We start from the raw sequence: 20,627 nt of genomic DNA, 5'->3' as shown, positions 1-20,627 counted from the left end.
AGCCCCGAAGATGGCGTCATGCGCTGCCCAGTTCCGGACCCGAGACACCCACCATGACGCTCCATGCCTACCTGGTCGAGGACAGTCCGGTGATCCGCGAGAACCTGGTCGACTTTCTCGAGGACGTGATCGATGCGCACGTGATCGCCTCGGCCAGCACCGCCGACGAAGCGCTCGACTGGCTGCGCGACCACAAGAGCGACTGGGACCTGGCCATCGTCGACCTGTTCCTGCAGCGCGGCAACGGCCTGGCCGTGCTGAACGCCTGCCGCCAGCGCTCGCCGCACCAGAAGGTGGTGGTGCTCAGCAACTACGCCACCGCCGACATGCGCCTGCGCTCGCAGCAGCTGGGTGCCGACGCCTTCTTCGACAAATCGGCCGAACTCGACCAGCTGGTGGCGTACTGCGCCACGGTCCGGCCGTCGCATGGGTGACTCCCGCCGGGGGCGCCCGGCGGCGAACGGGGCGGGGAACTGAGGTAAAACGTTGGGTTGTTGTCAATTGGCAACCCTCACCAACACCGACCCACACCGTTCAGACAGCGAGCAGAGACCTCATGAGCAACAGCACCTCCATCGACTTCCAGGGCCGCGTGGCCATCGTGACCGGCGCCGGCGGCGGCCTGGGCCGCCAGCATGCGCTGGCCTTGGCGGCGCGCGGCGCCAAGGTGGTGGTCAACGACCTGGGCGGCGCGCGCGACGGCTCGGGCGGCTCGGTCAGCGCCGCGCAGGCGGTGGTCGACGAGATCAAGGCGGCCGGCGGCGAAGCCATTGCCAACGGGGCCTCGGTGACCGACTTCGAGGCCGTGCAGGCCATGGTCAAGCAGGCGGTCGACGCCTGGGGCCGCGTCGACATCCTGGTCAACAACGCCGGCATCCTGCGCGACAAGAGCTTCGCCAAGATGGAACTGGACGACTTCAAGCTCGTGGTCGACGTGCACCTGATGGGCGCCGTGAATTGCACCAAGGCCGTCTGGGCGCTCATGAACGAGCAGAAGTACGGCCGCATCGTGATGACCACCTCGTCGTCGGGCCTGTACGGCAACTTCGGCCAGAGCAACTACGGCGCCGCCAAGCTGGCGCTCGTGGGCCTCATGCAGACGCTGAGCATCGAAGGCGCCAAGAACGACATCCGCGTGAACTGCCTGGCGCCCACCGCCGCCACGCGCATGACGGAAGACCTGTTCCCCAAGGACATGCTCGAGGCCTTCCGCCCCGAGGCCGTGGTGCCCGCGATGCTGGTGCTGGCCGCGCAGGACGCGCCCAACCGCACGATCCTCTGCGCCGGCGCCGGCACCTTCGAGGCCGCCCACATCACGCTGACGCAGGGCGCCTGGCTGGGCATTGCCGCCGACACGCCCGAGCAACTGGCCGCGCGCCTGTCGGAAGTGACCGCGCGCGAGGGCGAGGCCGTGCCGCAAAGCGGCACCGCCCAGGGCGCGAACGAAGTCGCCAAGGGCCAGGCGAACGCCGGCCGACGCTGAGCCTTCGTCACTCGGTGCAGGGCGCTTGACTTCGAGCGCACTCGAGCATTTCCAATGAATTCACCGGATGTCCGGTGTCTTCATTCATCCAAGGAAATCACGCCATGCACACGATCGACAACAAGGCCCTGGTCCAGCGCATCCATGCAGAACTGGACAAGGGCAACGGCCAGGCCTTCATCGACAGCCTGGCCGACGACGCCAGCTGGACGCTGGAAGGCAGCACGCCCTGGTCGCGCACCTACCAGGGCAAGCAGGCGATCCGCGAAGAGCTGATCAAGCCGCTGTTCGGACAGTTCGCCGGGCCCTATGTGAGCAAGACCGAATGCATCATTGCGGAAGGCGACCGCGTGGTGGTGCTGTTCAGCGGCGACGTGCCCACCAAGGCCGGCAAGCGCTACAACAACCGCTATTGCTACGTCTACCGACTCGAAGGAGGCCAGGTGAAGGCATTGACCGAGTACTTCGACACCGCGCTGGTCGAGCGGGCGCTCGATGCGCCGACCGCCCATGCCGGTTGACGCCAGCACTGCCACGCCGTCGTTCCACATCGGCGAACTGGCCGCGCGCACGGGCCGCACAGTGCATGCCATCCGCTGGTACGAATCGCAGGGCCTCGTGCCCGGCGTGGCGCGCGATGCGGGTGGGCGGCGCGTGTACGGCGAGCTGCATGTGGGCTGGCTCGACCTGATGGACCGGCTGCGCCGCACCGGCATGTCGATCGCCGAGATGCGCGACTACACGGCGCTCGCATTGCAGGGCAAGGCCACGCTGCGCCAGCGGCGCGACCTGCTCGAGGCGCACCGCGCGCGCGTGCACCAGACCATTGCCGACTGGCAGCAGGCGCTGTCGCTGGTCGATCGCAAGATCGATTTCTACGACGCCTGGATGGCCGACGGGCGGCGCCCGCCGCTCATTCCGGTGGAAATGCCGCAGTGCCTGCCAGCGCCGAAGCGCAAGCCGGCGCGCTGAGCTTCGACTCGACTACTCGGCGACGAAGCCCTCGCCGTCGCGGCGGATCGAGTCGCGGGCGCGGTGGTTGTTGAGGCGGCCCAGCGTGTTGTCGAGCAGGCGCTTGAGCTTGTCGGCCGCGCCGCGGAAGGCCTCGTCGAGGCTGGTGGCATGCTGTGTCACCGCGAGCGGCTGGTGGTGCGCCAGGCGCGCTTCCATCACGCAGCACTTGTCGCCGCCGCCGGCCTTGTCGTGGTTCTCGTCGCTCAGGTGCACCTCGACGCGCGTCACGTCTTCGACGAAACGGCTCAGGTGCTGCTTGATCTCGGTGTCTGCCCAGCGCTCCAGCGTGTCCTTGTTGGTGATGCCATTGCTCGTGTTGACCTGGATCTGCATTGCGTATGTCCCTGCTGGATGGTGAACGAGCCTTCACTGTGCACCCGAAAGAGTGCCCCTGTGCGTAGGTGTGTTGCCCCTCTTTTCCGGGGGCATGGCAGCGTGCTCAGCTCTGGATGTAACTGGTCAGCTGCGTGATGGTCTGCTCGTGCTCGGAAATGATGTCGTCCATCAGATCTTGAATCGAGATCATGCCCACCACCTTGTCGCCGTCGACCACGGGCAGGTGGCGGAACTTGCGCTGGCTCATGAGCGCCATGCAGGCGCGGGTGCGGGTCTGCGGGGTGACGGTCATCACGTCGGGCGTCATGATCTCGGAGACTTTCATCTCTTTCGAATTCTTGCCCTGCAGCGCCACCTTGCGGGTGTAGTCGCGCTCGGACAAAAAGCCCACGAGCTTCTCGCCGTCCATCACCATGAGCGCGCCCACTTCGAAATGCGCCAGCGTGGCCAGCGCGTCGAACACGCTGGTGTCGGGCGAGGTGCGCCAGGCGGCGGAATCGTGGCGCTTGAGCAGTTCGGAGACGGGTTTCATCGCAGGCACTCCATTCAGGGGTTTCGATCCGGCCGACGCACGTGGCGGCGCCGTGCTTCGGACAAATCATAGGGGCGGAATCGCCCTTCGCGATGCAAAACCCTCCCGGGTGTTGCGCGTGTCATGCCGCGCACACGAACCCGGGGATGATCAAGGGTGCTCAGGGCGCGGCGGCGAGCACGCGGCTCAGCGCCACGGCATTGCCCGCGACGTCCTTCACGAGGCCTTGCGCATCGAAGTTCACCTGGAATTCCGACCAGCTGTCGCGCCAGTAGCGCCACACCGGCGCGTCCAGGCTCGGGTTCTCGCTGGCCACCGGGTAGCCCAGCGCCATCAGCACCTGTTCGCGCGTCATGCCGGGCATCACCTTGCCCGCGAGGATGGCGGCGCCCACCGCGGGCGGGAAGCTTGCGATCTTGCGCTTGGGGTCTTCGGTGACCACGTAGCGCTTGGCGAAGTCGATCAGCGTGATGTTGCGGCTGTAGTCGTTCTTGATGCGCTGGGGCTTGCCCGCGAGGTCGAGGTTGAAGAAGCGGAAGTCGTAGGCCGTGATGCGCGCCGGCGTGCCCACAGGGACGACGCTCGTGCCCTGTTCGTCGTAGTTGATGTCGCTGATCGAGTCGCCGTAGGTGCGCATGTTGCAGCACAGGAAACCGTCGGTCAGCGGACCGGGCGGGGGCGACGGGCGCTGGGCGTGCACCGCGGTGGCGGACAGGATGGTGGTGGCCGCGAGCAGGGCGGCGGCGGCAAGGCGCTGGACCATGAAAAGGATCTCCCTCGGTGTGACTTTTTGAAACGGCTGCAGGCGCAGCGCGCGGATTCTAGGGGTGATCTGGCGGCCAACAAGCCAGTGAATACGCCAGTTGGTGCTATCAAAAGCGCAGCATCGAGGAATCGGTCCGTTTCCCGGTTCACAATGCGCACCCGGCCTGCGAGGCCGGCCCCCTTCCAGACAGCGCGAAAGAAAGAGCATCCATCGATGGCGATCCAGTGGTTCCCCGGTCACATGTATTCGACCCAGAAGGCCATCACCGAACGGGTGAAGGACATCGACGTGGTGATCGAACTGCTCGACGCGCGTCTGCCCGGCTCCAGCGCCAACCCGATGCTGGCCGAGCTCACGGCCGGGCGGCCCACGCTCAAGGTGCTCAACAAGCAGGACCTGGCCGACCCCGTGCGCACCGAGGCCTGGCTGGCGCACTACAACGCGCTGCCCGACACCCGCGCCATCGCGCTCGATGCCAGCCTGACCATGCCCGCGCAGCGCATCGTGCGCGCCTGCCACGAGCTGTCGCCCAACCGCGGCGGCATGGCCAAGCCGATGCGCGTGCTGATCTGCGGCATTCCCAACGTGGGCAAGTCGACCCTCATCAACACGCTCACCGGCGGGCGCAAGGCCAAGACCGGCGACGAGGCCGGCATCACCAAGCTGGAGCAGCGCATCACGCTGGCCGACGACTTCTACCTGTGGGACACGCCCGGCATGCTGTGGCCGCGCATCATCGTGCCCAAGAGCGGCTACAACCTCGCCGCCAGCGGCGCGGTCGGGCGCAATGCTTTCGATGAAGAAGAAGTGGCGCTGGAGCTGCTCGACTACCTCAAGGCGAACTACGCCGAGGGCATCGTCGCGCGCTTCAAGCTCGTCGAGCTCGACGCCGCCACCCTGGCCGGCATGAAGGACGAAGACGTCCTCGACACCATCGGCCGCAAGCGCGGCGCGCTGCTGGGCAAGGGCAAGGTCAACCTGCAGAAGGCCGCCGAGATCGTGATGCACGAGTTCCGCGCCGGCAACCTGGGGCGCATCACGCTCGAGACGCCCGAGGAGTTCGCGCAGTGGCTGGCCGCCGGCCAGCGTGCCGACGCCGAGCGCGCCGCGAAGAAGGCGGCGCGCGGCAAGAAGGGCAAGGCCAAGCCCGAGGCGCCCGAGGCAGACAGCGGCCCAACGGCCGACGCGTGAAGGTCTTGCGCGCGGCTTGCTGAAGGCCGCGCGGGCCGCCCCTATCATCGAGACATGCAACGTCTCACGCGCCAGCGCAACGCCGTTTTCTCCGCCTTCAGCGACGCCGGCCGCGTGCTGACCGCCCCCGAAATCCTCGAACACGCACGGGCCATCGTGCCCGAGATCAGCCTGTCGACGGTGTACCGCCAGGTCTCGCTGCTGCTGGCCGACGGCGAGATCGCCAAGGTCGAGCTGCCGGGCGAACCGGCGCGCTACGAAGTGGCCTGCAAGGCCGACCCGCACGACCACCATTCGCACGGCGCCAGCGAAGGTGGCGATGCAGGGCACCACCACCATCACTACTTCCATTGCTCGCAGTGCGGCCAGGTGTTCCTGCTGCACGCCTGCCCGGGGCCGATGCACGACCTGGCCCCCAAGGGCTTCCAGGTGACGCACCACGAGGTCACGCTGCATGGCCTGTGCGCGGCCTGCGTCGACGCCGGCGCGAAAGCACCGAAGGCGCATCCGCCGCATTGACGAGGGCGGGGCTCCGGATGCCGGGGAAAGGCCAACAAAGTTATTGAGAATGAATTCGCAATAACGTATATTCGCGTGTCCGAACGAACTCCCCGGCCACGCACATGCAAGTCCTGTCCTCGCTCAAGGAAGCCAAGAAGCGTCACCGCGATTGCCAGGTGGTGACGCGGCGCGGCCGCACCTACGTCATCTGCAAGTCCAACCCGCGCTTCAAGGCGCGGCAGGGCGGCGCGAAAAACAAGAACAAGCGCTGACGCGCGGCGGCACCGCTGCCGCCTTCATTCCCCCTCGATGACCGCATCGGCGTGCCCACGCCGGGGCGTGCCTGCGCGCGTCTTTCCTTTCCTTCTTCCTTCCATCGGAATCCCTCCGCCATGCTCCGAGCTACCGGCCTCACCAAACGCTACGGCGCGCACACCGCGCTCGACCGCCTCGACCTCGACATCCGCGGCGGCGACATCTACTGCCTGCTGGGTGCCAACGGCGCGGGCAAGACGACGACCATCAACCTGTTCCTGAACTTCATCGCGCCGACCGACGGCACGGTGCAGATCAACGGCACCGACGTCACGCGCCACCCGGTCGCGACCAAGCAGGACGTGGCGTACATCCCCGAGCAGGTCACGCTGTACGGCACGCTCTCGGGCCTGGAAAACCTGCGCTTTTTCGCCGGCCTGGCGCTGGGCCACGAGCTGCCGCGCGAACGCCTGCTCGCGCTGATGACCGAGGTGGGGCTCGACCACGCGGCCGCCGACAAGCGCGTCAGCATGTATTCGAAGGGCATGCGCCAGAAGGTGTGGATCGCGGTGGCGCTGGCCAAAGAGGCCAAGGCGCTGCTGCTTGACGAGCCCACCTCGGGGCTCGACCCGCATGCCGCGGCCGAGTTCTCCGACCTGCTGCGCCGCGCGGCCGATCGCGGCGTGGCCGTGCTCACCACCACGCACGACCTGTTCCATGCGCAGCAGACCGCCACGCGCGTCGGGATCATGAAGCGCGGGCGGCTGGTCGAGAGTCTCGACGGCGCGCAGATCGGCCAGACCGACCTGCAGTCCCTCTACCTGCAACACATGAGGGGCTGACCCGATGACGATGCGCTGGATCGCCCGACGCGAATTCACCGAACGCCTGCGCGACGGCCGCCTGTACTGGGCCGGCGGGCTCGTGGCCGTGCTGCTCTTCACCGCGCTGGCTGTCGGCTGGGCGCACCAGCGCGGCGCGCATGCCGAGCAGGTCGCCGCGCAGGCCATGGACTACCGCGACTGGCTGCACCAGGACAAGCGCCACCCGCACGACGCCGCGCACCAGGGCATGCACGCCTTCAAGCCCGAGCCGCCGCTGTCGATGGTCGATGCGGGCATCAACCCCTACATCGGCAGCACCGTGTGGCTGCAGGCGCACCGCCAGAGCGAGGTCAAGTTCAACGCCGCGCAGGACGCCACCGGCCTGCAGCGCTTCGGCAACCTGTCGGTGGGCTGGATCCTGCAGGTGCTCGGCCCGCTGCTGGTGATCGTGCTGGGCTTCAACGCCTTCGCGGGCGAGCGCGAGCAGGGCATCCTGCGCCAGACGCTGAGCCTGGGCGTGGCGCCGCTGCGGCTGCTGGCCGGCAAGGCGCTCGCGCTGTCGGCGCTGCTCGCCGTGCTGCTGGTGCCGGCGGCACTGGTTGCGGCCGTGGCCGTGGCGGTGGGCGCGGAGCCGGGCGGGCGCATCGATGCGCTGCTGCGGCTGGGCGCGTGGTCGCTGGGCTACGCGGTCTACCTCGGCATCTTCGTGTGCCTGGTGCTGGGCGTGTCGGCGCTGTCGTCCACCTCGCGCATGGCGATCACCGTGCTGCTCGCGCTGTGGATCGGGCAGGCCGTGATGGCGCCGCGCGTGCTGTCCGAACTCTCGCGCACGTGGTTCCCGAGCCCGACGCGGCTCGAGTTCAACCAGGCGCTGGGCGCGGAACTCAAGGCCGTGTCGAACCAGGTCTGGCAGCAGAACTTCGGCACCACCGAGCGCTGGGGGCGCGACGTGCCGCTGAGCAAGTGGGGCATTGCGCTGCGCCTGGACGACCAGGCCTCGTACCCCGTGTACGACCGCCACTACGGCCGCCTGTGGGACACCTGGGAACAGCAGCAGAAAGTGCAGGAGTGGAGCGGCCTGCTGCTGCCGCTGCTCGCGGTGCGCAGCTTCTCGATGGGCATGGCGGGCACCGACTTCTCGCACCACCGCCGCTTCACCACGGCGGCCGAGCTGCACCGCCGCCACATCCAGGACCTGATGAGCAAGGACCTCGTGGCGCATGCCGATCCGCTCGGCGACCGCCACTTCTCCTACCAGGCCACGCCCGAGCTCTGGGCCACCGTGCCGCCCTTCGACTACCACCCGCCCGGGGCGGGGTGGGCGCTGCGGCACCAGGCACGCAGCTTCGCCGTGCTGTGCGTCGGCCTGCTGCTCGCGGCGGCGTTCGCGGCCTTCGCCACCTTGCGCCAGCGCGCGCTCTGAGAGGGGATGCCACCCATGTCGTCCCTCCATCCTCCCCAAGGCCGCCGCCTGCTGGCCGTGATGCGCCAGGAAGTCCGTTTGATGCTTGCCGAGCGCGGCCTGTGGGTCGTCGGCGCGCTGTTCCTTTTGCTCGTGGCCTATGCATTGGGCAACGGCCTGCTGCAGACCGCCAAGCGCGACCGCGCGCAGGCGGCCGTGGCGCAGGCCGACCGCGACACCCGCACCGCGCAGCGCACCTTGCTCGAAGGCATCTTCGCCGGCACCGCGCAGCCCACGCCCTTCGAGAACCCGGCCGATCCCTCGCGCATGGCCAGCGGCTACGGCGGCCAGCACGTGCTGCTGCCGACCGCGCCGCTGGGCCCGGTCGCGCTGGGGCAGAGCGACCTGTTCCCGAGCCAGTACCAGGTCACGAACCAGAGCCGCGTGGTGTTCATGAACCCCAGCGACATCGAGAACCCGTGGCACCTGCTGAGCGGGCATTTCGACCTGGCCTTCGTCATCGTCTACCTGCTGCCGCTGCTCATCTTCGCGCTCAGCTACAACCTGCTGTCGGCCGAGCGCGAGAACGGCACCTTGCGCCTGCTGCTGTCGCAACCGCTGCGCTTGCGCACGCTGCTCGCGGGCAAGCTCACGGTGCGCGCCGCAGTGCTGCTGGGGCCGGCCGTGCTGCTGCCGGTGGCGGTGCTGTGGATCGCGCGCCATGCGGGGCTCACGGCGGGCGGCGCGGGCAGCGCCACGCTGTGGTGGGCGCTGCTGGTCGGCGCCTACGCGCTGTTCTGGTTCGCGCTGGTGGTGGCGGTGAATGCCTTCGGCGCCTCGTCGGCGACGAACGCGATGGTGCTCGTCATCGCCTGGGTGCTGCTGGTGCTCGTGGCGCCGGTGCTGCTCAACCTGGCCGTCACGCAGGCCGCGCCCGCGCCGTCGCGCACCGAACTGGCCACGCGCCAGCGCGTGGTCACGGCCGAGGCGATGAAGCGCTACCAGGACCTGCTGGGCACCGAGTACCAGCACGTGGGGCAGGGCGCCATCCTCGTGCCGCGCGACGGCAAGATCGAGATCGCGGGCCGCTCGCTGGCCAACTACCGCATCCAGCGCGAGGTCGACGAAGCGATCCGCCCCGCGCTCGCGCGCTTCGACGCGCAGCAGTCGGCACAGCAGGCGCTGGTGGGCCGCTTCGGCGCCGTGTCGCCGGCGGCCGTGGCCTACGAAGGCATGACCGCGCTGGCCGGCAACGGCGCACGCCGCCATGCGCGCTTCGACGCGCAGACCGTGGCGCACCACGAAGCCTGGAAGGCCTTCTTCTTCCCGCGCATCGATGCGCGCGATGCGCTCGCCCCGGCCGACTTCGACCGCATGCCCACCTTCGCCTGGCACGAGGAGCCCGCCGACCTCGTGCGCGGGCAGGCCGCGCTGGCCGTGCTGCAACTGCTGGTGCCGAGCCTGCTGCTGTTCGGCCTCGCGGCTTGGCGGCTGCGGCGCTTCTCGGTGGCCTGACGCTTTCTTCATTTCTTCCACGCACCGCTCCATGACCCCGTTCACCCGCACCACCGTCGCGCTGGCCGCCTTCACCGCCTTGCAAGTCGCCTCTGCACAAGACAGCAGCAGCAACAACGCCGAACTCGGCACCGTCACCATCGAAGGCAGCCGAGACGCGAACAGCCTGCACCTCGACGAGTCGAGCGGCTCGGCTTCGCGCCTGGGCCTGTCGGTGCGCGAGACGCCGGCCTCGGTCGAGATCCTGTCGCAGGACGCGATCCAGCAGCGCGGCGCGCGCACCTTCAGCGAGGCACTGCGCGGCATGGCGGGCCTCTCGGGCGGCGGCCCGCCGTCGTCGCCGACCACGCTGTCGCTGCGCGGCTTCAACAGCCTCATGTACCTCTACGACGGCGTGCGCAGTTCGGGCGCGGGCGTCACCAACCGCGTGCAGGACACCTGGAACTATGAGCGCATCGAAGTGCTCAAGGGACCGGCCTCGGTGCTCGACGGCGAGGGCGCCATCGGCGGCATCGTCAACTTCGTGACCAAGCGGCCCGACCGCAGCAACCCGCACAAGGAGGCGCTGCTCTCGTACGGCAGCTACGGCTCCACGCGCGCGGCCTTCGGCTTCGGCGGCGCGCTGGGCGAGGCCAGCGCCTACCGGCTCGACTACAGCCGCAACGACACCAAGGTGGGCACCATCGACCGCAACGGCGAGCGCATCGATCACTTCACGAGCGGCCTGCTGGTGGACCTGGGCGGCTCGGTGAAGTTCGACCTGTCGTTCGACTACCTGCGCGACGACAACGACGCCTACTGGGGCACGCCGCTCGTGCCGCGCAGCTTCGCCACGCAGCCGACCAACGTCGTCAGCACGCCCGACGGCCGCGTGATCGACCGGCGCATGGCGCGCACCAACTACAACGTGCGCGACGACGAGAACTCTTCAGAAACCTACTGGCTGCGCGCGCGCCTTACGGGACAACTCGACGGCGGCTGGTCGTGGCGCAACGAGTTCTCGGCCAACCAGTCCAAGCGCATGTTCCGCAACTCAGAGAGCGCCACCTTCGTGCCGCCCGCCAGCATCGCGCGCGACCAGACGCTCATCACGCACGACCAGGACTTCTGGCTCGACCGCTTCGACGCCACGCACAAGGGAAAGATCGCCGGGCTGGACAACCGCTTCGTCGTCGGCGGCGAATACAGCGAGACACGCTTCGGCAGCCAGCGTCGCTTCTCGAACAGCAGCCCCGCCACCGCGGCGCAACTGCGCGTGCCCGTGTTCGATCCGTACACCGGCTACTTCGACGACAACCCCGCGCTGACCACCGGCGCGGGCAACCGCGCCGACACCTTCTCGCGCGTGAAGGTGGCCTCGGTCTTCTTGGAAGACGCGCTCAAACCGATGCGCGACCTCACGCTGGTCGGCGGCCTGCGCCACGACCGCACCGAGGTCGACCGCCGCATCTGGGACCTGAACGCAGGCAGCGTCACGCGCTTCGGCGCGAGCTACCGCGCCACCTCGGGGCGCCTCGGCGCGGTGTACGACCTGTCGCCGCAGTCGAGCCTGTACGCGCAGTACACCAACGCCACGCTCCCGGTCGGGTCGCTCTTCCTGCTGTCGGCCTCGAACGCCGCGTTCCCGATGTCGCGCGGCAAGCAGGCCGAGGTGGGCTTCAAGCAGAGCCTGCCCGCGGCCAACCTGGAGTGGACCGCTGCGCTGTACAAAATCGAACTCGACAACGTGCTCTCGCGCGACCCGAACAACGCCGCCACCACCGTGAACAACGGCCGCCAGTCGTCGCGCGGCCTCGAGCTGTCGGCCGTGTGGAAGCCCACGCGCGAATGGACGCTGGCGGGCAACCTCGCGGCGCTCGATGCGCGCTTCGACACGCTGGTCGAAGCCGGCAACGTCTCGCGCGTGGGCAAGACCCCGCCGAACGTGCCCGAGCGCATGGCCAACATCTTCGCCACCTACCGGCCCGACGGCTCGAAGTTCGAATACTTCGCGTCGCTGAACCACACGGGGCCGATGTACACCGACAACGCCAACCAGATCCGCATCAACGGCTTCACCACGGTCGATGCGGCCGTGAGCTACCGCCTGAAGAACGCACTGCTGAGTTTCCGCGTGCGCAACCTGACGGACCGGCTCTACGCGACCTGGACCGGCCGCGCCGCGAGCCAGGTGCTGCTGGCGCCGCGGCGGACGTTCGAGGTGTCGGCGAAGTTTGATTTCTGAAGTGCCGAGTGTTCAGGGCGGCGCTCCCGCCGACGGGGAGCCTTGCTCCGCGAATGTCCCCCGGGGCTTCGCCCCTCCTCCTTGATTTCGCTGCGCAAGGCACCCCATCGACGTGAGCGCGGTCAGAGCACTTGTTGATCAGCCGCACACCACCGCCGCGTCCCGTGCGCAGGACACTGGGTGCTTCCCGCAGCGAAATCAAGGAGGAGGCCGCAGGCCGGGGGACATTCGCGGAGGGAAGTACCCGGTGGCCTGTGCACACGCCCTGAACACGCCCGATCAGCGCATCTGCAACCGCGCATCCTTCGGATACCCGATCGTGTAGTCCGCCGACACGCGCGCCGTCTGCCCCGCGTCCAGGTCGAAGCGCCACATCGCCAGCCCCGGCTGCTTGTTCCACGCCTGATCAGCGGGTTGCGGCGCAAAGCGCGTGGTCACGCGCACCTGCTCGTCGACCGACACCGGCGCGGCCTCCAGCACCTGTACCGCGATCGGCGTGCGATGGCGGTTTTCGACCACGTAGGCGCGTTGCACCTGGCGCTCGGCGCGCGAGCCCACGAAGCCGCCCGAGCCCTGGTTGTCGCGCTCGGGCTCGACCTGCACGCGCACCAGTTCGTCGCGGCCGAACGAGAGCGTGAGCTTCGCGTCGCTCGGCGCGTTCCAGCGGCCCTGGCCGACGAAGTTGCCGTCGCGGTACAGCTGCATCGGGCCGGCCGGCCACACGCCTGAGGGCTGCGCCATCTCGGCGACCAGGAAGGCGCTCGGGTCCACGCGCGGGCTGGTGCGTGCGGCGAGCTGCGCCGTGTCCTCATGCTGGCCCAGTGCCAGGGTCACGCGCTGGCCGTTGGAGGGCACGTCGATGCTTTGCGGCACGGCGAATTCGGTGGCGAAGCTGTTGTCGAACACGCTCACGTCGAACAGCGGCTCGCGCACGCGCTCCATGGCCATCTTGCGGTCGGCGGCGACGGCGGCCGGAGCGGCGGCGGGCATCGGCGCGGCCATGTACGCCATGTCGGCGTTCGCGCGCGGCGGCGGCTCGATGCCGATGCGCCACGCGCTCGGCGTGCGCCCCGTGGTCTCGCGGCGCGGCTGGCCGGTGGACAGCACCAGCTTCACGCCGCGCCAGTCCTCGCCCGTGGCCTGCGCCACCAGCGCCTGGCGCTCGATGCGCACCTTGCGCGTCGTGGTGTCGAGCAGCGCGCGGTAGCTGGGCGTCCAGCCGGGGCCGTTGACCTGGTAGCTGAGCTTCACGTCCGCATCGGCACTGGCGGCCAGCGTGACGGTCACGGCCGTCACCTGCGCGCCCTGGCCCTGCGTGCGGCCGCGCTCGGCCAGCAGCGGCTTGAGCTGGCGGTCGAGGTCGGTCTGCTGGCGCTGGATCTGGTGCTGCTTGAGCAGCGCGTCCTGGCCCGAACGGCGCATCGCCTCGGTCACGGCTGTGAGGTTGCGCGCGTCCATCGGCGCGCGTGCGCCGGGGCCCGACTCGCCGCCCGACAGCCCCTTGAGATAACCCGTGACCATGCCCAACGCATCGGTCTCGGCCTGCAGCGCGGCCTTGCGGTCTTCGAGTTCGCGGATGCGGCCGTCGAGCGCGCTGGTGGCGCAGTTGGCCGAGAGCTCGCGCGCCTCGCTGAGCACCGAGGTCTCGCCCACGCGCACCGCCGCGCCGGCCGACACCTGCAGGCTCTGCACGTCGAGCCCGGCCGGCAGGCAGGCGAAGGTGACCGAGCGGCTGCCCGCCGCGACGCGCGCCACGCGCTCCACCGTGGCGCTGCCGGGGTAGACCTTCACCTGCGTGATGCGCGAGGCATCGGCCTGCAGCTGCGCATGGGCGCTCGCGCCCGCGGCCAGCCAGAGGGCAGCGACGGCGGTGGCACGCAGGAGGGGACGGACGGAGAACGGTGTGTGCATGGAAAGCCTTCCGGAAGAAAGTCGGTGACGAATCTCCGCTTCTACGGACGGGGCGGGCGAACGGGGTTAAGGCGTTGCGAAGTTTTTTCATGACGTGGGTGTGACGCGGGCGCGCTGCTGTCGCGCAGGCATCTGCCGGCGGCGAACCGGTCACCCAAGAGACGGTGCGCGGCGGCGCGGCTTCCTAGAGTGGGTCTCGCCTTCCCTCCATTGATTCACTCTGAAAGGACACCCCCATGCTCGACACGATCCAGGCCATCAACCGTTCGGCCGCCTTCAACCGCTGGGCCGGCTTCGACGTCACCCAGGCCGCCGACGGGCAGGCCGAACTGCGCATGAAATGGCGCGAAGAAGACATGGGCCAGTACACCGGCTTTCTGCACGCAGGGATGATCGCCGCGCTGCTCGACACCGTGAGCGGCTTCGCGGCCGCCACCGTGGCGGGCCGTGTGCTGGCCTCGCATTTCTCCATCAACTGCATTTCGCCCGCCATCGGCGAGGCCTTCGTGGCGCGCGGGCGCGTGGTGAAGGCGGGGCGCAAGCAGGTATTCGTCGGGGCCGAGCTGTTCGCGCAGCCTGAAGGCCAGGGCGAAGACAAGCTCAAGCTCGTGGCGACGGCGAACGCCATCCTGGTGCCGGTGGACGAGGCGTCGACGACGCCGAAGCCGAAGCAGGCGGCGTAAGCACCACCGCAGGCTCGGCCCCGGGCTTGCGCTTCAGCCCGAACAGCGGGCGCAGCCAGCCGATGCGGCGGATCAGCCCGTCGGTCAGCAGCCAGCAGCCGGCAATGGTCACGGCGACCAGCGCCACGGGCTCCCACACCGGGCCCAGCGCCAGCGGCATCAGCAGCGCCACCCCCGCGACGATCAGCGTCTGGTGCAGCATGTACCAGGGGTAGACCGACTCGTTGGCCCAGCGCAGCCACGGCCAGGGGCGGTTCAGGTGGCGGTGGCCATGGCCCAGGATCGTGGCGACCGCGAGCCACAGGTAGGCCGTGCGCAGCACGTCCATCAGCAGCCCTTTGGGCGGAACAAAGGCCCCGACGCGCAGCGCGATGAACGCGCCGATCGCCATCACCGCCAGCAACAGCGACACGCGGCGCAGCCGTTCGAGCTCGCGCCAGATGCCGGTGTCCACGCCCATCCAGTAGCCGTAGAGGAAGACGGTGAAGTAGATGCTGTGCAGGTGGAAGTCCCACACCAGGTTGTGCGTGGCCGGAAAGTGCCGCGCCAGCAGTACCGTCCAGGCCAGCAGCGGCAGCGCCGGCAGCACCAGCAGCTGCCAGCCGCGCAGCCCGTTGAAGCGCCGCCGCACCCACTGGCCGGCTGCCGAGCGCCACAACGGCAGCGTCAGCGCGACCAGCGCCGTGTAGAGGAACAGGTAGGGCAGGTACCAGAGGTGGTTCCAGGTGATGCCGAACTCCGCCCCCGCGAACGCGCCCTTGGGCCACGGCGCGCCCATCGACAGGTAGCGCAACAGGAAGGTGCCGAAGCCCGGCGCCACCAGCCCGCGCGCCACGCCCTCGGCATAGGCCTGGTAGGGCACGACCACTGCCATGCCGAAGGCCAGCGGCAGCATCAACCGCAGGCCCCGGCTGCGCAGCAGGCCCCAGGTGCCCTGGCCTCGGCTCAGGAAACCGAGCGACACGCCCGAGATCAGGAAGACCAGGTCCATGCGCCACAGGTTCAGCACCCGCATCGGCCACGGCAGCCACTCGGCCGCGTGCGGGCTCTTGAGGTGCCAGGGCCAGTCGGCCACGTAGTACATGCCGACGTGGTAGAGGATCACGAGCAGGAAGGCGAGGGCGCGCAGGGCGTCGATGTCGTGGCGGCGCTGTGGCGTGGGAACGGAATCGGAGGGCATGGCGAGCTCCTGGAACGAGGAAACGGCGGTCATCGTGGCCCCCGCGCCCGTCCCCGGGGCCATCGCCGGGACGGATCGGCCCGGATTTGTGACGAACGGTGGCCCTCAGGGACGAAATCCGGCCCCCGGTTCGCGAGAATCCCCGCATGAGCGAGCCGCGCAAGAACCTGTACGAGCGCTACGAACCGATCCGACGGTACGTCGAGGTCGGCTTCTGGATCGTGCTGATGACGGTGCATGCCGCGATCAGCACCGTGGTCGCGCTCATCGACGCCCGCAGCCGCGCCGTGCCGCGCGCGAACTGGGAGGTCATTACCTGGGAGGTGTCGAGCCACATCGCGCTGCTGGCCCTGGTGCCGGTGCTGGTGGCCGTGGAGCGCCGGCTGTCGCCGCTGGCGCGCGACCACTGGGTGCGCTTTCTTGCGGGGCACCTGGTGGCCAGCGTGCTCCTGAGCCTGGCGCACGTCGCGGCGATGTTCGGGCTGCGCGCCGCGGTGTACGCGGCGGCCGGCGAGCCCTACGACTTCGGCGGCGCCATGGGGCGATGGGGCTACGAGTACCTGAAGGACGTGCGCGTCTACGCCACGATGGTCTTCGGCGTGTGGGCCTACCGGCTCTTCATGCTGCGGCTGCAGGGCGAGGCGCGCGTGCTCGATCCGCCGGAAGAGGGCGTGGCGCCGGTGCTCGAGGCTTTGGAGGAGAGGGAGGGAGTCGAGCCCTCGGTACAGGAACTGCCAATGCCGGCAGCGCCGCCGCCGGCCCGCCCCGAACGCTTCCTCGTGCGCAAGCTGCGCCGCGAATTCCTCATCGCCGCCACCGACATCGACTGGCTGCAGGCTGAGGGCAACTACGTCGGCCTGCACGTCAACGGCCACGACTACCTGCTGCGCGCCACGCTCACCGACTTCCTGACCCAGCTCGACCCGGCCACCTTCGTGCGCGTGCACCGCAGCCACGCGGTGAACCTGGGCCGCATCAAGGAGATCGAGCCGCTGGACGGCGGCGACGCCCGGCTGCACATGCACGACGGCACGACCGTGCCCTGCAGCCGGCGCTACCGCGACGCGCTGCGCGGCGGCGCGGGCTGATCGCTGCGGCGTCGCGTTCCGATCCGGTGCGCGCCCTGCGAATTCGGCCCATTCCTGGGTCGTTTCGCACCATTCAAGAGCTTTCAGGCACCATTTTTGCTTTCTTGCGCCGGCGCCCCGAGCCGTTCGGGTGCGACGCACCAAATCAAACCAAAAACCTGCAAGAAGCTCTCATGGACGCACTCAAACAGGGCGCTGACGCGCTGTTCATCCTTCTCGGCGCCATCATGGTCCTGGCCATGCATGCCGGCTTTGCCTTCCTGGAACTGGGCACCGTGCGCAAGAAGAACCAGGTCAATGCGCTGGTCAAGATCCTGGTCGACTTCTCGGTGTCGACCATCGTGTACTTCCTGGTGGGCTACGGTGTGGCCTACGGCACGCATTTCTTCGTCAGCGCCACCGAACTGTCGGCAAGAAGCGGCTACGAGCTGGTGAAGTTCTTCTTCCTGCTGACCTTCGCGGCGGCCATCCCGGCCATCATCTCGGGCGGCATCGCCGAGCGCGCCAAGTTCTGGCCGCAACTGATCGCCACCGCGGTGATCGTCGGTTTCGTCTATCCGCTGTACGAGGGCATCGCCTGGAACAAGGCCTTCGGCATCCAGGGCTGGATCGCCTCGGTCACGGGCCACGAGTTCCATGACTTCGCCGGCTCGGTCGTCGTGCACGCCGTGGGCGGCTGGCTCGCGCTGCCGGCCGTGCTGCTGCTGGGCGCGCGCCGCAACCGCTACCGCGGCGACGGCTCGCTCAGCGCCCACCCGCCGTCGAACATCCCGTTCCTGGCGCTGGGCGCGTGGGTGCTGTGCGTGGGCTGGTTCGGCTTCAACGTGATGAGCGCGCAGAGCATCGACAAGATCTCGGGCCTCGTCGCCGTCAACTCGCTGATGGCCATGGTCGGCGGCACGCTGGTGGCGTTGGCCATGGGCAAGAACGACCCCGGCTTCGTCTACAACGGCCCGCTCGCCGGCCTCGTGGCCGTGTGCGCCGGCTCCGACCTCATGCACCCGCTGGGCGCGCTCGTGGCGGGCGGCGTGGCCGGCGCCATCTTCGTGTTCATGTTCACGCGCACCCAGAACAAATGGAAGATCGACGACGTGCTCGGCGTGTGGCCGCTGCACGGCCTGTGCGGCACCTGGGGCGGCATCGCGGCGGGCATCTTCGGCACCCAGGCGCTGGGCGGCATCGGCGGCGTGAACCTGTGGGCGCAGCTCATCGGGACCTTGCTCGGCGTGGTCTGGGCGCTGATCGGCGGCGCGGTGGTGTACGGCGTGCTCAAGGCGACGATGGGGCTGCGGCTGTCTCAGGAGGAGGAGTACGACGGGGCGGACCTGTCGATTCACCACATTTCGGCGACGCCGGAGCGCGAAGTGAATTGGTGAGGGCGATGCGGCTCAGGACATGAGCCGCATCCGGGGATTTGCGGCTCACGGCACGAATTTGCCAGCTGTAGCAAACTTGCCGGCGGCCTCCGATCCCACCTGTTCACCACCCCATGACCCAATCTCCCCCCGCCCTCGAAGTCCTCCCCCGCGATCTCTCCGCCTACCGCGAGGGCAACGTCGGCATCGACTACGTGCACCGCTTCGAGTCCGGCAAGCCCGGCCCGCACGTGCTGATCAACGCGCTGACGCACGGCAACGAGATCTGCGGCATGACCGCCGCCACGCACCTGCTCGACACCGGCGTGCGCCCGAAGATCGGCACGCTCACCGTCAGCTTTGCCAACGTGGCGGCCTACGAGTCCTTCAACGAGGCGCTGCCGTTCGACAGCCGCCAGCTGGTGCACAACCTCAACCGCGTGTGGTCGCCCGAGTGGCTCGACGGCAGCGAGGACAGCCCCGAGCTGCGCCGTGCCCGCGAGCTGCGCCCGGTGGTGAGCGCGGCCGACCACATCCTCGACATCCATTCCACGAGCCAGCCCGTGATTCCGTTCTGGGTGTACCCGGCCTTCGACCGCAACGCCGAGGCCGCCATGGCCATCGGCCGCCCGTCGGTGCACCTGGTGATGCCCGACGGCCTGGGCTCGGGCACGCCGCTGATCCAGCACGGCCAGCATGGCCGGGCCGACGGCAAGGGCGTGGCGCTGGTGGCCGAGTGCGGCCAGCATTTCCTGCGCTCGGCCTCCGAGCTGGCCACCGCCATCTCGCTCGACTTCCTGGCGCACTTCGGCCTCATCGACAAGGACCCGGCCGTGCCCGCGCCTGGCGAGCAGCGTCGTTTCGAGCTGCTCCAGACGCATGTGATCAAGTCGGAAGACTTCGCCTTCGTGCGCCCGCTGATCGGCTTCGAGACCTTCGCCAAGGGCGAGCTGATCGCCACCAACGGCCCGGACGAAATCCGCGCGCCGTGCGACGACTGCACGATCTTCATGCCCGCGCAGCGCACGATCGTCGGGCGCGAGGCGGTGTACCTGACCAGGCCGCTCTGAGGCCGGCGTTTTTCTTCAGCAGATCAGCAGGTGCCGCGGTTTGTCCGCGGTGCTGTAGTCGGCATGCCAGTAGTGCGGGTCGTCGCAGAGGCTGAAAGCGGCGTCTGCGCTGGCGTGGCGGTCGCCGAAATGTTTGCCCATCGTCACGTGCACCGAGCCCAGGTCGGGCCAGTCGATGCCGACGCCATTGACGCGGTTGCCCGAGGCGACTTCGGCGGCGACGATTTTCTGCAGGACGGGGTGCAGGCGGGTGTTGAGCAAGGCGAGGGCTTCGCGGCGTTCGCTGGTGCGCGCGAACGAGGTGTCGAGGCAGGCTTCGGTGAACATCGGTGGATGGGCCATGGCTCGCTTCCCGGCTAGACCGTCGCAGATGTCTTCGACTTCGGGATCGTCCGGCCCTTGCACTTCGGGTAGTTGGCGCAGCCCCAGAAGCTGCCGTCGTTCTTGGACGAGCTTCTTTCGACCATCTTGGTGCCGCAACTCGCGCAGGTGGGCCGCCAGTATTCGCCTTCGTAGGCCACGGCCAGCAGTGCCGCCTGTTGTTCCGGCGTGCGCTGGCCGATGAGCCGGAGCAGGGCTGCGCCGTCTTGGGCGTGGATGCCGTTCGCCTTCGCAAACGCCGCCGCTTCCGCCGAGAAGGTCGAGCTCGTCACGTAGGTGCCGCTCTTCAATTGGTGCGAAGCCATCACGCCGAAGAACTCGCGCATTTCCTTGACGCCCACGGCTTTGCTCTGCCAATGCTTGCACTGGACGATGCGCGGCATGTCACTGTGCCTGGACTGGAGCCAGATATCGACGCCGCCGTCCGCGCCATGCGATTGGCTGCGCGTGGTGAAGCCGGCTTGTGCGTAGAGCGCTTCGCACAAGGCCTCGAAGCGACGCCATTCGATGGCGTGGAGCACGGCGGGGCTCCACTGCGATTCCTGGCCCGCATGGGGTGTTGTCGATGGCGCGGGCGACAGCGTGGGCTCGCGACGCTCGGCTGTGGAGGTGGGCGCGGGGCGTGCGGGAGCGCGAGCTGCCGCGGACTCGATCTCCACGGGGGCAGCCTGACGGCGGACGACGTAGTGCAGGCCCAGCAGCACGGCCCCGATCGCCAGCGCGACCCAACCGGCAGGCCGGAGCGCAGGCCCCAGCGTGCCCACGATCGGCCCTTTCAGGAAGGCGGGGGCGACCACCAGCAGCAGGATGCCGACGAAGATCGCCATCCAGGCCTTGCCGGCCAGTTCCTGCCGCGCCCGCTCGCGTCGGCGCTCGGCTCGTGTCTGTTTTGCCATCGGTCGCTTGCCTCGCTCCT

Annotated in this window: 22 protein-coding genes; 15 read left to right on the top strand and 7 right to left on the bottom strand. The window is 68.9% G+C overall.

Translation table 11 applies throughout. From position 1 onward, the window contains the following. Positions 1–53: 53 nt before the first annotated feature. From AC1RAA_RS24295 to AC1RAA_RS24280, 4 genes are all read left to right on the top strand, one after another. The gene (locus AC1RAA_RS24295; RefSeq protein ID WP_492727851.1) at positions 54–434 is read left to right on the top strand and encodes a response regulator transcription factor; all 381 of its coding nucleotides are present in this window, start codon (positions 54–56) and stop codon (positions 432–434) included. A gap of 122 nt (positions 435–556) precedes the next feature. Further along, positions 557–1,483 carry an SDR family NAD(P)-dependent oxidoreductase gene (locus tag AC1RAA_RS24290; protein WP_492727849.1) on the top strand — a complete coding sequence of 309 codons (927 nt, stop codon included), beginning with the start codon at positions 557–559 and terminating at the stop codon, positions 1,481–1,483. A 104-nt stretch (positions 1,484–1,587) separates the two neighbouring features. Continuing rightward, positions 1,588–2,004, top strand: a complete 417-nt coding sequence (locus AC1RAA_RS24285) for a nuclear transport factor 2 family protein (RefSeq protein WP_070062565.1) — start codon at positions 1,588–1,590, stop codon at positions 2,002–2,004. Beyond that, positions 1,994–2,455: a MerR family transcriptional regulator gene (locus tag AC1RAA_RS24280; RefSeq protein WP_492727846.1), complete on the top strand. Its 462-nt coding sequence runs from the start codon at positions 1,994–1,996 to the stop codon at positions 2,453–2,455. The genes AC1RAA_RS24285 and AC1RAA_RS24280 overlap by 11 nt, the downstream gene beginning before the upstream one ends. Positions 2,456–2,467: 12 nt before the next feature. Here the strand turns inward: AC1RAA_RS24280 and AC1RAA_RS24275 are convergent, their stop codons facing one another. The 3 genes from AC1RAA_RS24275 to bamE form a co-directional block, all read right to left on the bottom strand. After that, positions 2,468–2,830, bottom strand: a complete 363-nt coding sequence (locus AC1RAA_RS24275; RefSeq protein WP_062476985.1) for an HPF/RaiA family ribosome-associated protein — start codon at positions 2,828–2,830, stop codon at positions 2,468–2,470. A gap of 106 nt (positions 2,831–2,936) precedes the next feature. After that, positions 2,937–3,365: a CBS domain-containing protein gene (locus tag AC1RAA_RS24270; protein WP_492727844.1), complete on the bottom strand. Its 429-nt coding sequence runs from the start codon at positions 3,363–3,365 to the stop codon at positions 2,937–2,939. Positions 3,366–3,525: 160 nt separating this feature from the next. Next, positions 3,526–4,128 carry an outer membrane protein assembly factor BamE domain-containing protein gene (gene bamE / locus AC1RAA_RS24265; protein ID WP_139706528.1) on the bottom strand — a complete coding sequence of 201 codons (603 nt, stop codon included), beginning with the start codon at positions 4,126–4,128 and terminating at the stop codon, positions 3,526–3,528. A 216-nt stretch (positions 4,129–4,344) separates the two neighbouring features. On the opposite strand from bamE, the gene ylqF reads away from it, so the two are divergent. The 7 genes from ylqF (at position 4,345) to AC1RAA_RS24230 (ending at position 12,043) form a co-directional block, all read left to right on the top strand. Then, positions 4,345–5,322, top strand: a complete 978-nt coding sequence (gene ylqF, locus AC1RAA_RS24260) for a ribosome biogenesis GTPase YlqF (RefSeq protein ID WP_492727841.1) — start codon at positions 4,345–4,347, stop codon at positions 5,320–5,322. A 54-nt stretch (positions 5,323–5,376) separates the two neighbouring features. Further along, the gene (locus AC1RAA_RS24255) at positions 5,377–5,841 is read left to right on the top strand and encodes a Fur family transcriptional regulator (protein ID WP_139706524.1); all 465 of its coding nucleotides are present in this window, start codon (positions 5,377–5,379) and stop codon (positions 5,839–5,841) included. 104 nt (positions 5,842–5,945) lie between these two features. Continuing rightward, the gene (gene ykgO, locus AC1RAA_RS24250) at positions 5,946–6,095 is read left to right on the top strand and encodes a type B 50S ribosomal protein L36 (RefSeq protein ID WP_013542562.1); all 150 of its coding nucleotides are present in this window, start codon (positions 5,946–5,948) and stop codon (positions 6,093–6,095) included. Positions 6,096–6,215: 120 nt separating this feature from the next. Continuing rightward, positions 6,216–6,920, top strand: coding sequence for an ABC transporter ATP-binding protein (locus AC1RAA_RS24245; protein WP_369629583.1), 705 nt, complete (start codon positions 6,216–6,218; stop codon positions 6,918–6,920). Between the two features lie 4 nt (positions 6,921–6,924). Continuing rightward, positions 6,925–8,325, top strand: coding sequence for an ABC transporter permease subunit (locus tag AC1RAA_RS24240; protein WP_492727838.1), 1,401 nt, complete (start codon positions 6,925–6,927; stop codon positions 8,323–8,325). Between the two features lie 15 nt (positions 8,326–8,340). Beyond that, the gene (locus AC1RAA_RS24235; RefSeq protein ID WP_492727835.1) at positions 8,341–9,819 is read left to right on the top strand and encodes an ABC transporter permease subunit; all 1,479 of its coding nucleotides are present in this window, start codon (positions 8,341–8,343) and stop codon (positions 9,817–9,819) included. 31 nt (positions 9,820–9,850) lie between these two features. Then, positions 9,851–12,043, top strand: a complete 2,193-nt coding sequence (locus AC1RAA_RS24230; protein ID WP_492727833.1) for a TonB-dependent receptor — start codon at positions 9,851–9,853, stop codon at positions 12,041–12,043. Between the two features lie 279 nt (positions 12,044–12,322). Here the strand turns inward: AC1RAA_RS24230 and AC1RAA_RS24225 are convergent, their stop codons facing one another. Continuing rightward, on the bottom strand, positions 12,323–13,954 hold the full coding sequence (locus tag AC1RAA_RS24225; RefSeq protein WP_492727831.1) for a DUF4139 domain-containing protein: 1,632 nt from the start codon (positions 13,952–13,954) through the stop codon (positions 12,323–12,325). Positions 13,955–14,190: 236 nt separating this feature from the next. Here AC1RAA_RS24225 and AC1RAA_RS24220 point away from each other — a divergent pair, with 236 nt between their 5' ends. Further along, positions 14,191–14,637: a PaaI family thioesterase gene (locus AC1RAA_RS24220; RefSeq protein ID WP_062476955.1), complete on the top strand. Its 447-nt coding sequence runs from the start codon at positions 14,191–14,193 to the stop codon at positions 14,635–14,637. On the opposite strand, the gene AC1RAA_RS24215 is transcribed toward AC1RAA_RS24220, so the two are convergent. Then, complete coding sequence (locus AC1RAA_RS24215) at positions 14,555–15,817, bottom strand: acyltransferase family protein (protein ID WP_492727829.1); 1,263 nt, start codon at positions 15,815–15,817, stop codon at positions 14,555–14,557. The two genes, AC1RAA_RS24220 and AC1RAA_RS24215, sit on opposite strands and share 83 nt — an antisense overlap. Before the next feature lie 146 nt (positions 15,818–15,963). On the opposite strand from AC1RAA_RS24215, the gene AC1RAA_RS24210 reads away from it, so the two are divergent. The 3 genes from AC1RAA_RS24210 (at position 15,964) to AC1RAA_RS24200 (ending at position 19,330) form a co-directional block, all read left to right on the top strand. Then, positions 15,964–16,905: a LytTR family DNA-binding domain-containing protein gene (locus AC1RAA_RS24210; RefSeq protein ID WP_492727827.1), complete on the top strand. Its 942-nt coding sequence runs from the start codon at positions 15,964–15,966 to the stop codon at positions 16,903–16,905. Positions 16,906–17,078: 173 nt separating this feature from the next. Continuing rightward, positions 17,079–18,281: an ammonium transporter gene (locus AC1RAA_RS24205; protein WP_062476947.1), complete on the top strand. Its 1,203-nt coding sequence runs from the start codon at positions 17,079–17,081 to the stop codon at positions 18,279–18,281. A gap of 113 nt (positions 18,282–18,394) precedes the next feature. Then, complete coding sequence (locus AC1RAA_RS24200; protein ID WP_095948925.1) at positions 18,395–19,330, top strand: M14 family metallopeptidase; 936 nt, start codon at positions 18,395–18,397, stop codon at positions 19,328–19,330. 15 nt (positions 19,331–19,345) lie between these two features. Here AC1RAA_RS24200 and AC1RAA_RS24195 read toward each other — a convergent pair whose 3' ends face one another. Beyond that, positions 19,346–19,672: a hypothetical protein gene (locus AC1RAA_RS24195; protein ID WP_307587577.1), complete on the bottom strand. Its 327-nt coding sequence runs from the start codon at positions 19,670–19,672 to the stop codon at positions 19,346–19,348. 14 nt (positions 19,673–19,686) lie between these two features. Continuing rightward, positions 19,687–20,607 carry a restriction endonuclease gene (locus AC1RAA_RS24190; protein ID WP_492727824.1) on the bottom strand — a complete coding sequence of 307 codons (921 nt, stop codon included), beginning with the start codon at positions 20,605–20,607 and terminating at the stop codon, positions 19,687–19,689. Positions 20,608–20,627 lie beyond the last annotated feature (20 nt).

Source organism: Variovorax sp. GW823-FHT04F07, from assembly GCF_058795995.1.
The sequence above is the reverse complement of the archived record's forward strand: the minus strand, read 5'-3'. Positions and strand labels throughout refer to the sequence as shown.

Coding starts and splice junctions, on each gene's coding strand:
- AC1RAA_RS24245 (WP_369629583.1), top strand. CDS start 6,216: ATGCTCCGAGCTACCGGCCTCACCAAACGCTACGGCGCGCACACCGCG.
- AC1RAA_RS24295 (WP_492727851.1), top strand. CDS start 54: ATGACGCTCCATGCCTACCTGGTCGAGGACAGTCCGGTGATCCGCGAG.
- AC1RAA_RS24275 (WP_062476985.1), bottom strand. CDS start 2,830: ATGCAGATCCAGGTCAACACGAGCAATGGCATCACCAACAAGGACACG.
- AC1RAA_RS24205 (WP_062476947.1), top strand. CDS start 17,079: ATGGACGCACTCAAACAGGGCGCTGACGCGCTGTTCATCCTTCTCGGC.
- bamE (WP_139706528.1), bottom strand. CDS start 4,128: ATGGTCCAGCGCCTTGCCGCCGCCGCCCTGCTCGCGGCCACCACCATC.
- AC1RAA_RS24280 (WP_492727846.1), top strand. CDS start 1,994: ATGCCGGTTGACGCCAGCACTGCCACGCCGTCGTTCCACATCGGCGAA.
- AC1RAA_RS24220 (WP_062476955.1), top strand. CDS start 14,191: ATGCTCGACACGATCCAGGCCATCAACCGTTCGGCCGCCTTCAACCGC.
- AC1RAA_RS24190 (WP_492727824.1), bottom strand. CDS start 20,607: ATGGCAAAACAGACACGAGCCGAGCGCCGACGCGAGCGGGCGCGGCAG.
- AC1RAA_RS24230 (WP_492727833.1), top strand. CDS start 9,851: ATGACCCCGTTCACCCGCACCACCGTCGCGCTGGCCGCCTTCACCGCC.
- AC1RAA_RS24215 (WP_492727829.1), bottom strand. CDS start 15,817: ATGCCCTCCGATTCCGTTCCCACGCCACAGCGCCGCCACGACATCGAC.
- AC1RAA_RS24200 (WP_095948925.1), top strand. CDS start 18,395: ATGACCCAATCTCCCCCCGCCCTCGAAGTCCTCCCCCGCGATCTCTCC.
- AC1RAA_RS24195 (WP_307587577.1), bottom strand. CDS start 19,672: ATGGCCCATCCACCGATGTTCACCGAAGCCTGCCTCGACACCTCGTTC.
- AC1RAA_RS24235 (WP_492727835.1), top strand. CDS start 8,341: ATGTCGTCCCTCCATCCTCCCCAAGGCCGCCGCCTGCTGGCCGTGATG.
- AC1RAA_RS24285 (WP_070062565.1), top strand. CDS start 1,588: ATGCACACGATCGACAACAAGGCCCTGGTCCAGCGCATCCATGCAGAA.
- AC1RAA_RS24270 (WP_492727844.1), bottom strand. CDS start 3,365: ATGAAACCCGTCTCCGAACTGCTCAAGCGCCACGATTCCGCCGCCTGG.
- AC1RAA_RS24240 (WP_492727838.1), top strand. CDS start 6,925: ATGACGATGCGCTGGATCGCCCGACGCGAATTCACCGAACGCCTGCGC.
- ylqF (WP_492727841.1), top strand. CDS start 4,345: ATGGCGATCCAGTGGTTCCCCGGTCACATGTATTCGACCCAGAAGGCC.
- AC1RAA_RS24210 (WP_492727827.1), top strand. CDS start 15,964: ATGAGCGAGCCGCGCAAGAACCTGTACGAGCGCTACGAACCGATCCGA.
- AC1RAA_RS24225 (WP_492727831.1), bottom strand. CDS start 13,954: ATGCACACACCGTTCTCCGTCCGTCCCCTCCTGCGTGCCACCGCCGTC.
- AC1RAA_RS24290 (WP_492727849.1), top strand. CDS start 557: ATGAGCAACAGCACCTCCATCGACTTCCAGGGCCGCGTGGCCATCGTG.
- AC1RAA_RS24255 (WP_139706524.1), top strand. CDS start 5,377: ATGCAACGTCTCACGCGCCAGCGCAACGCCGTTTTCTCCGCCTTCAGC.
- ykgO (WP_013542562.1), top strand. CDS start 5,946: ATGCAAGTCCTGTCCTCGCTCAAGGAAGCCAAGAAGCGTCACCGCGAT.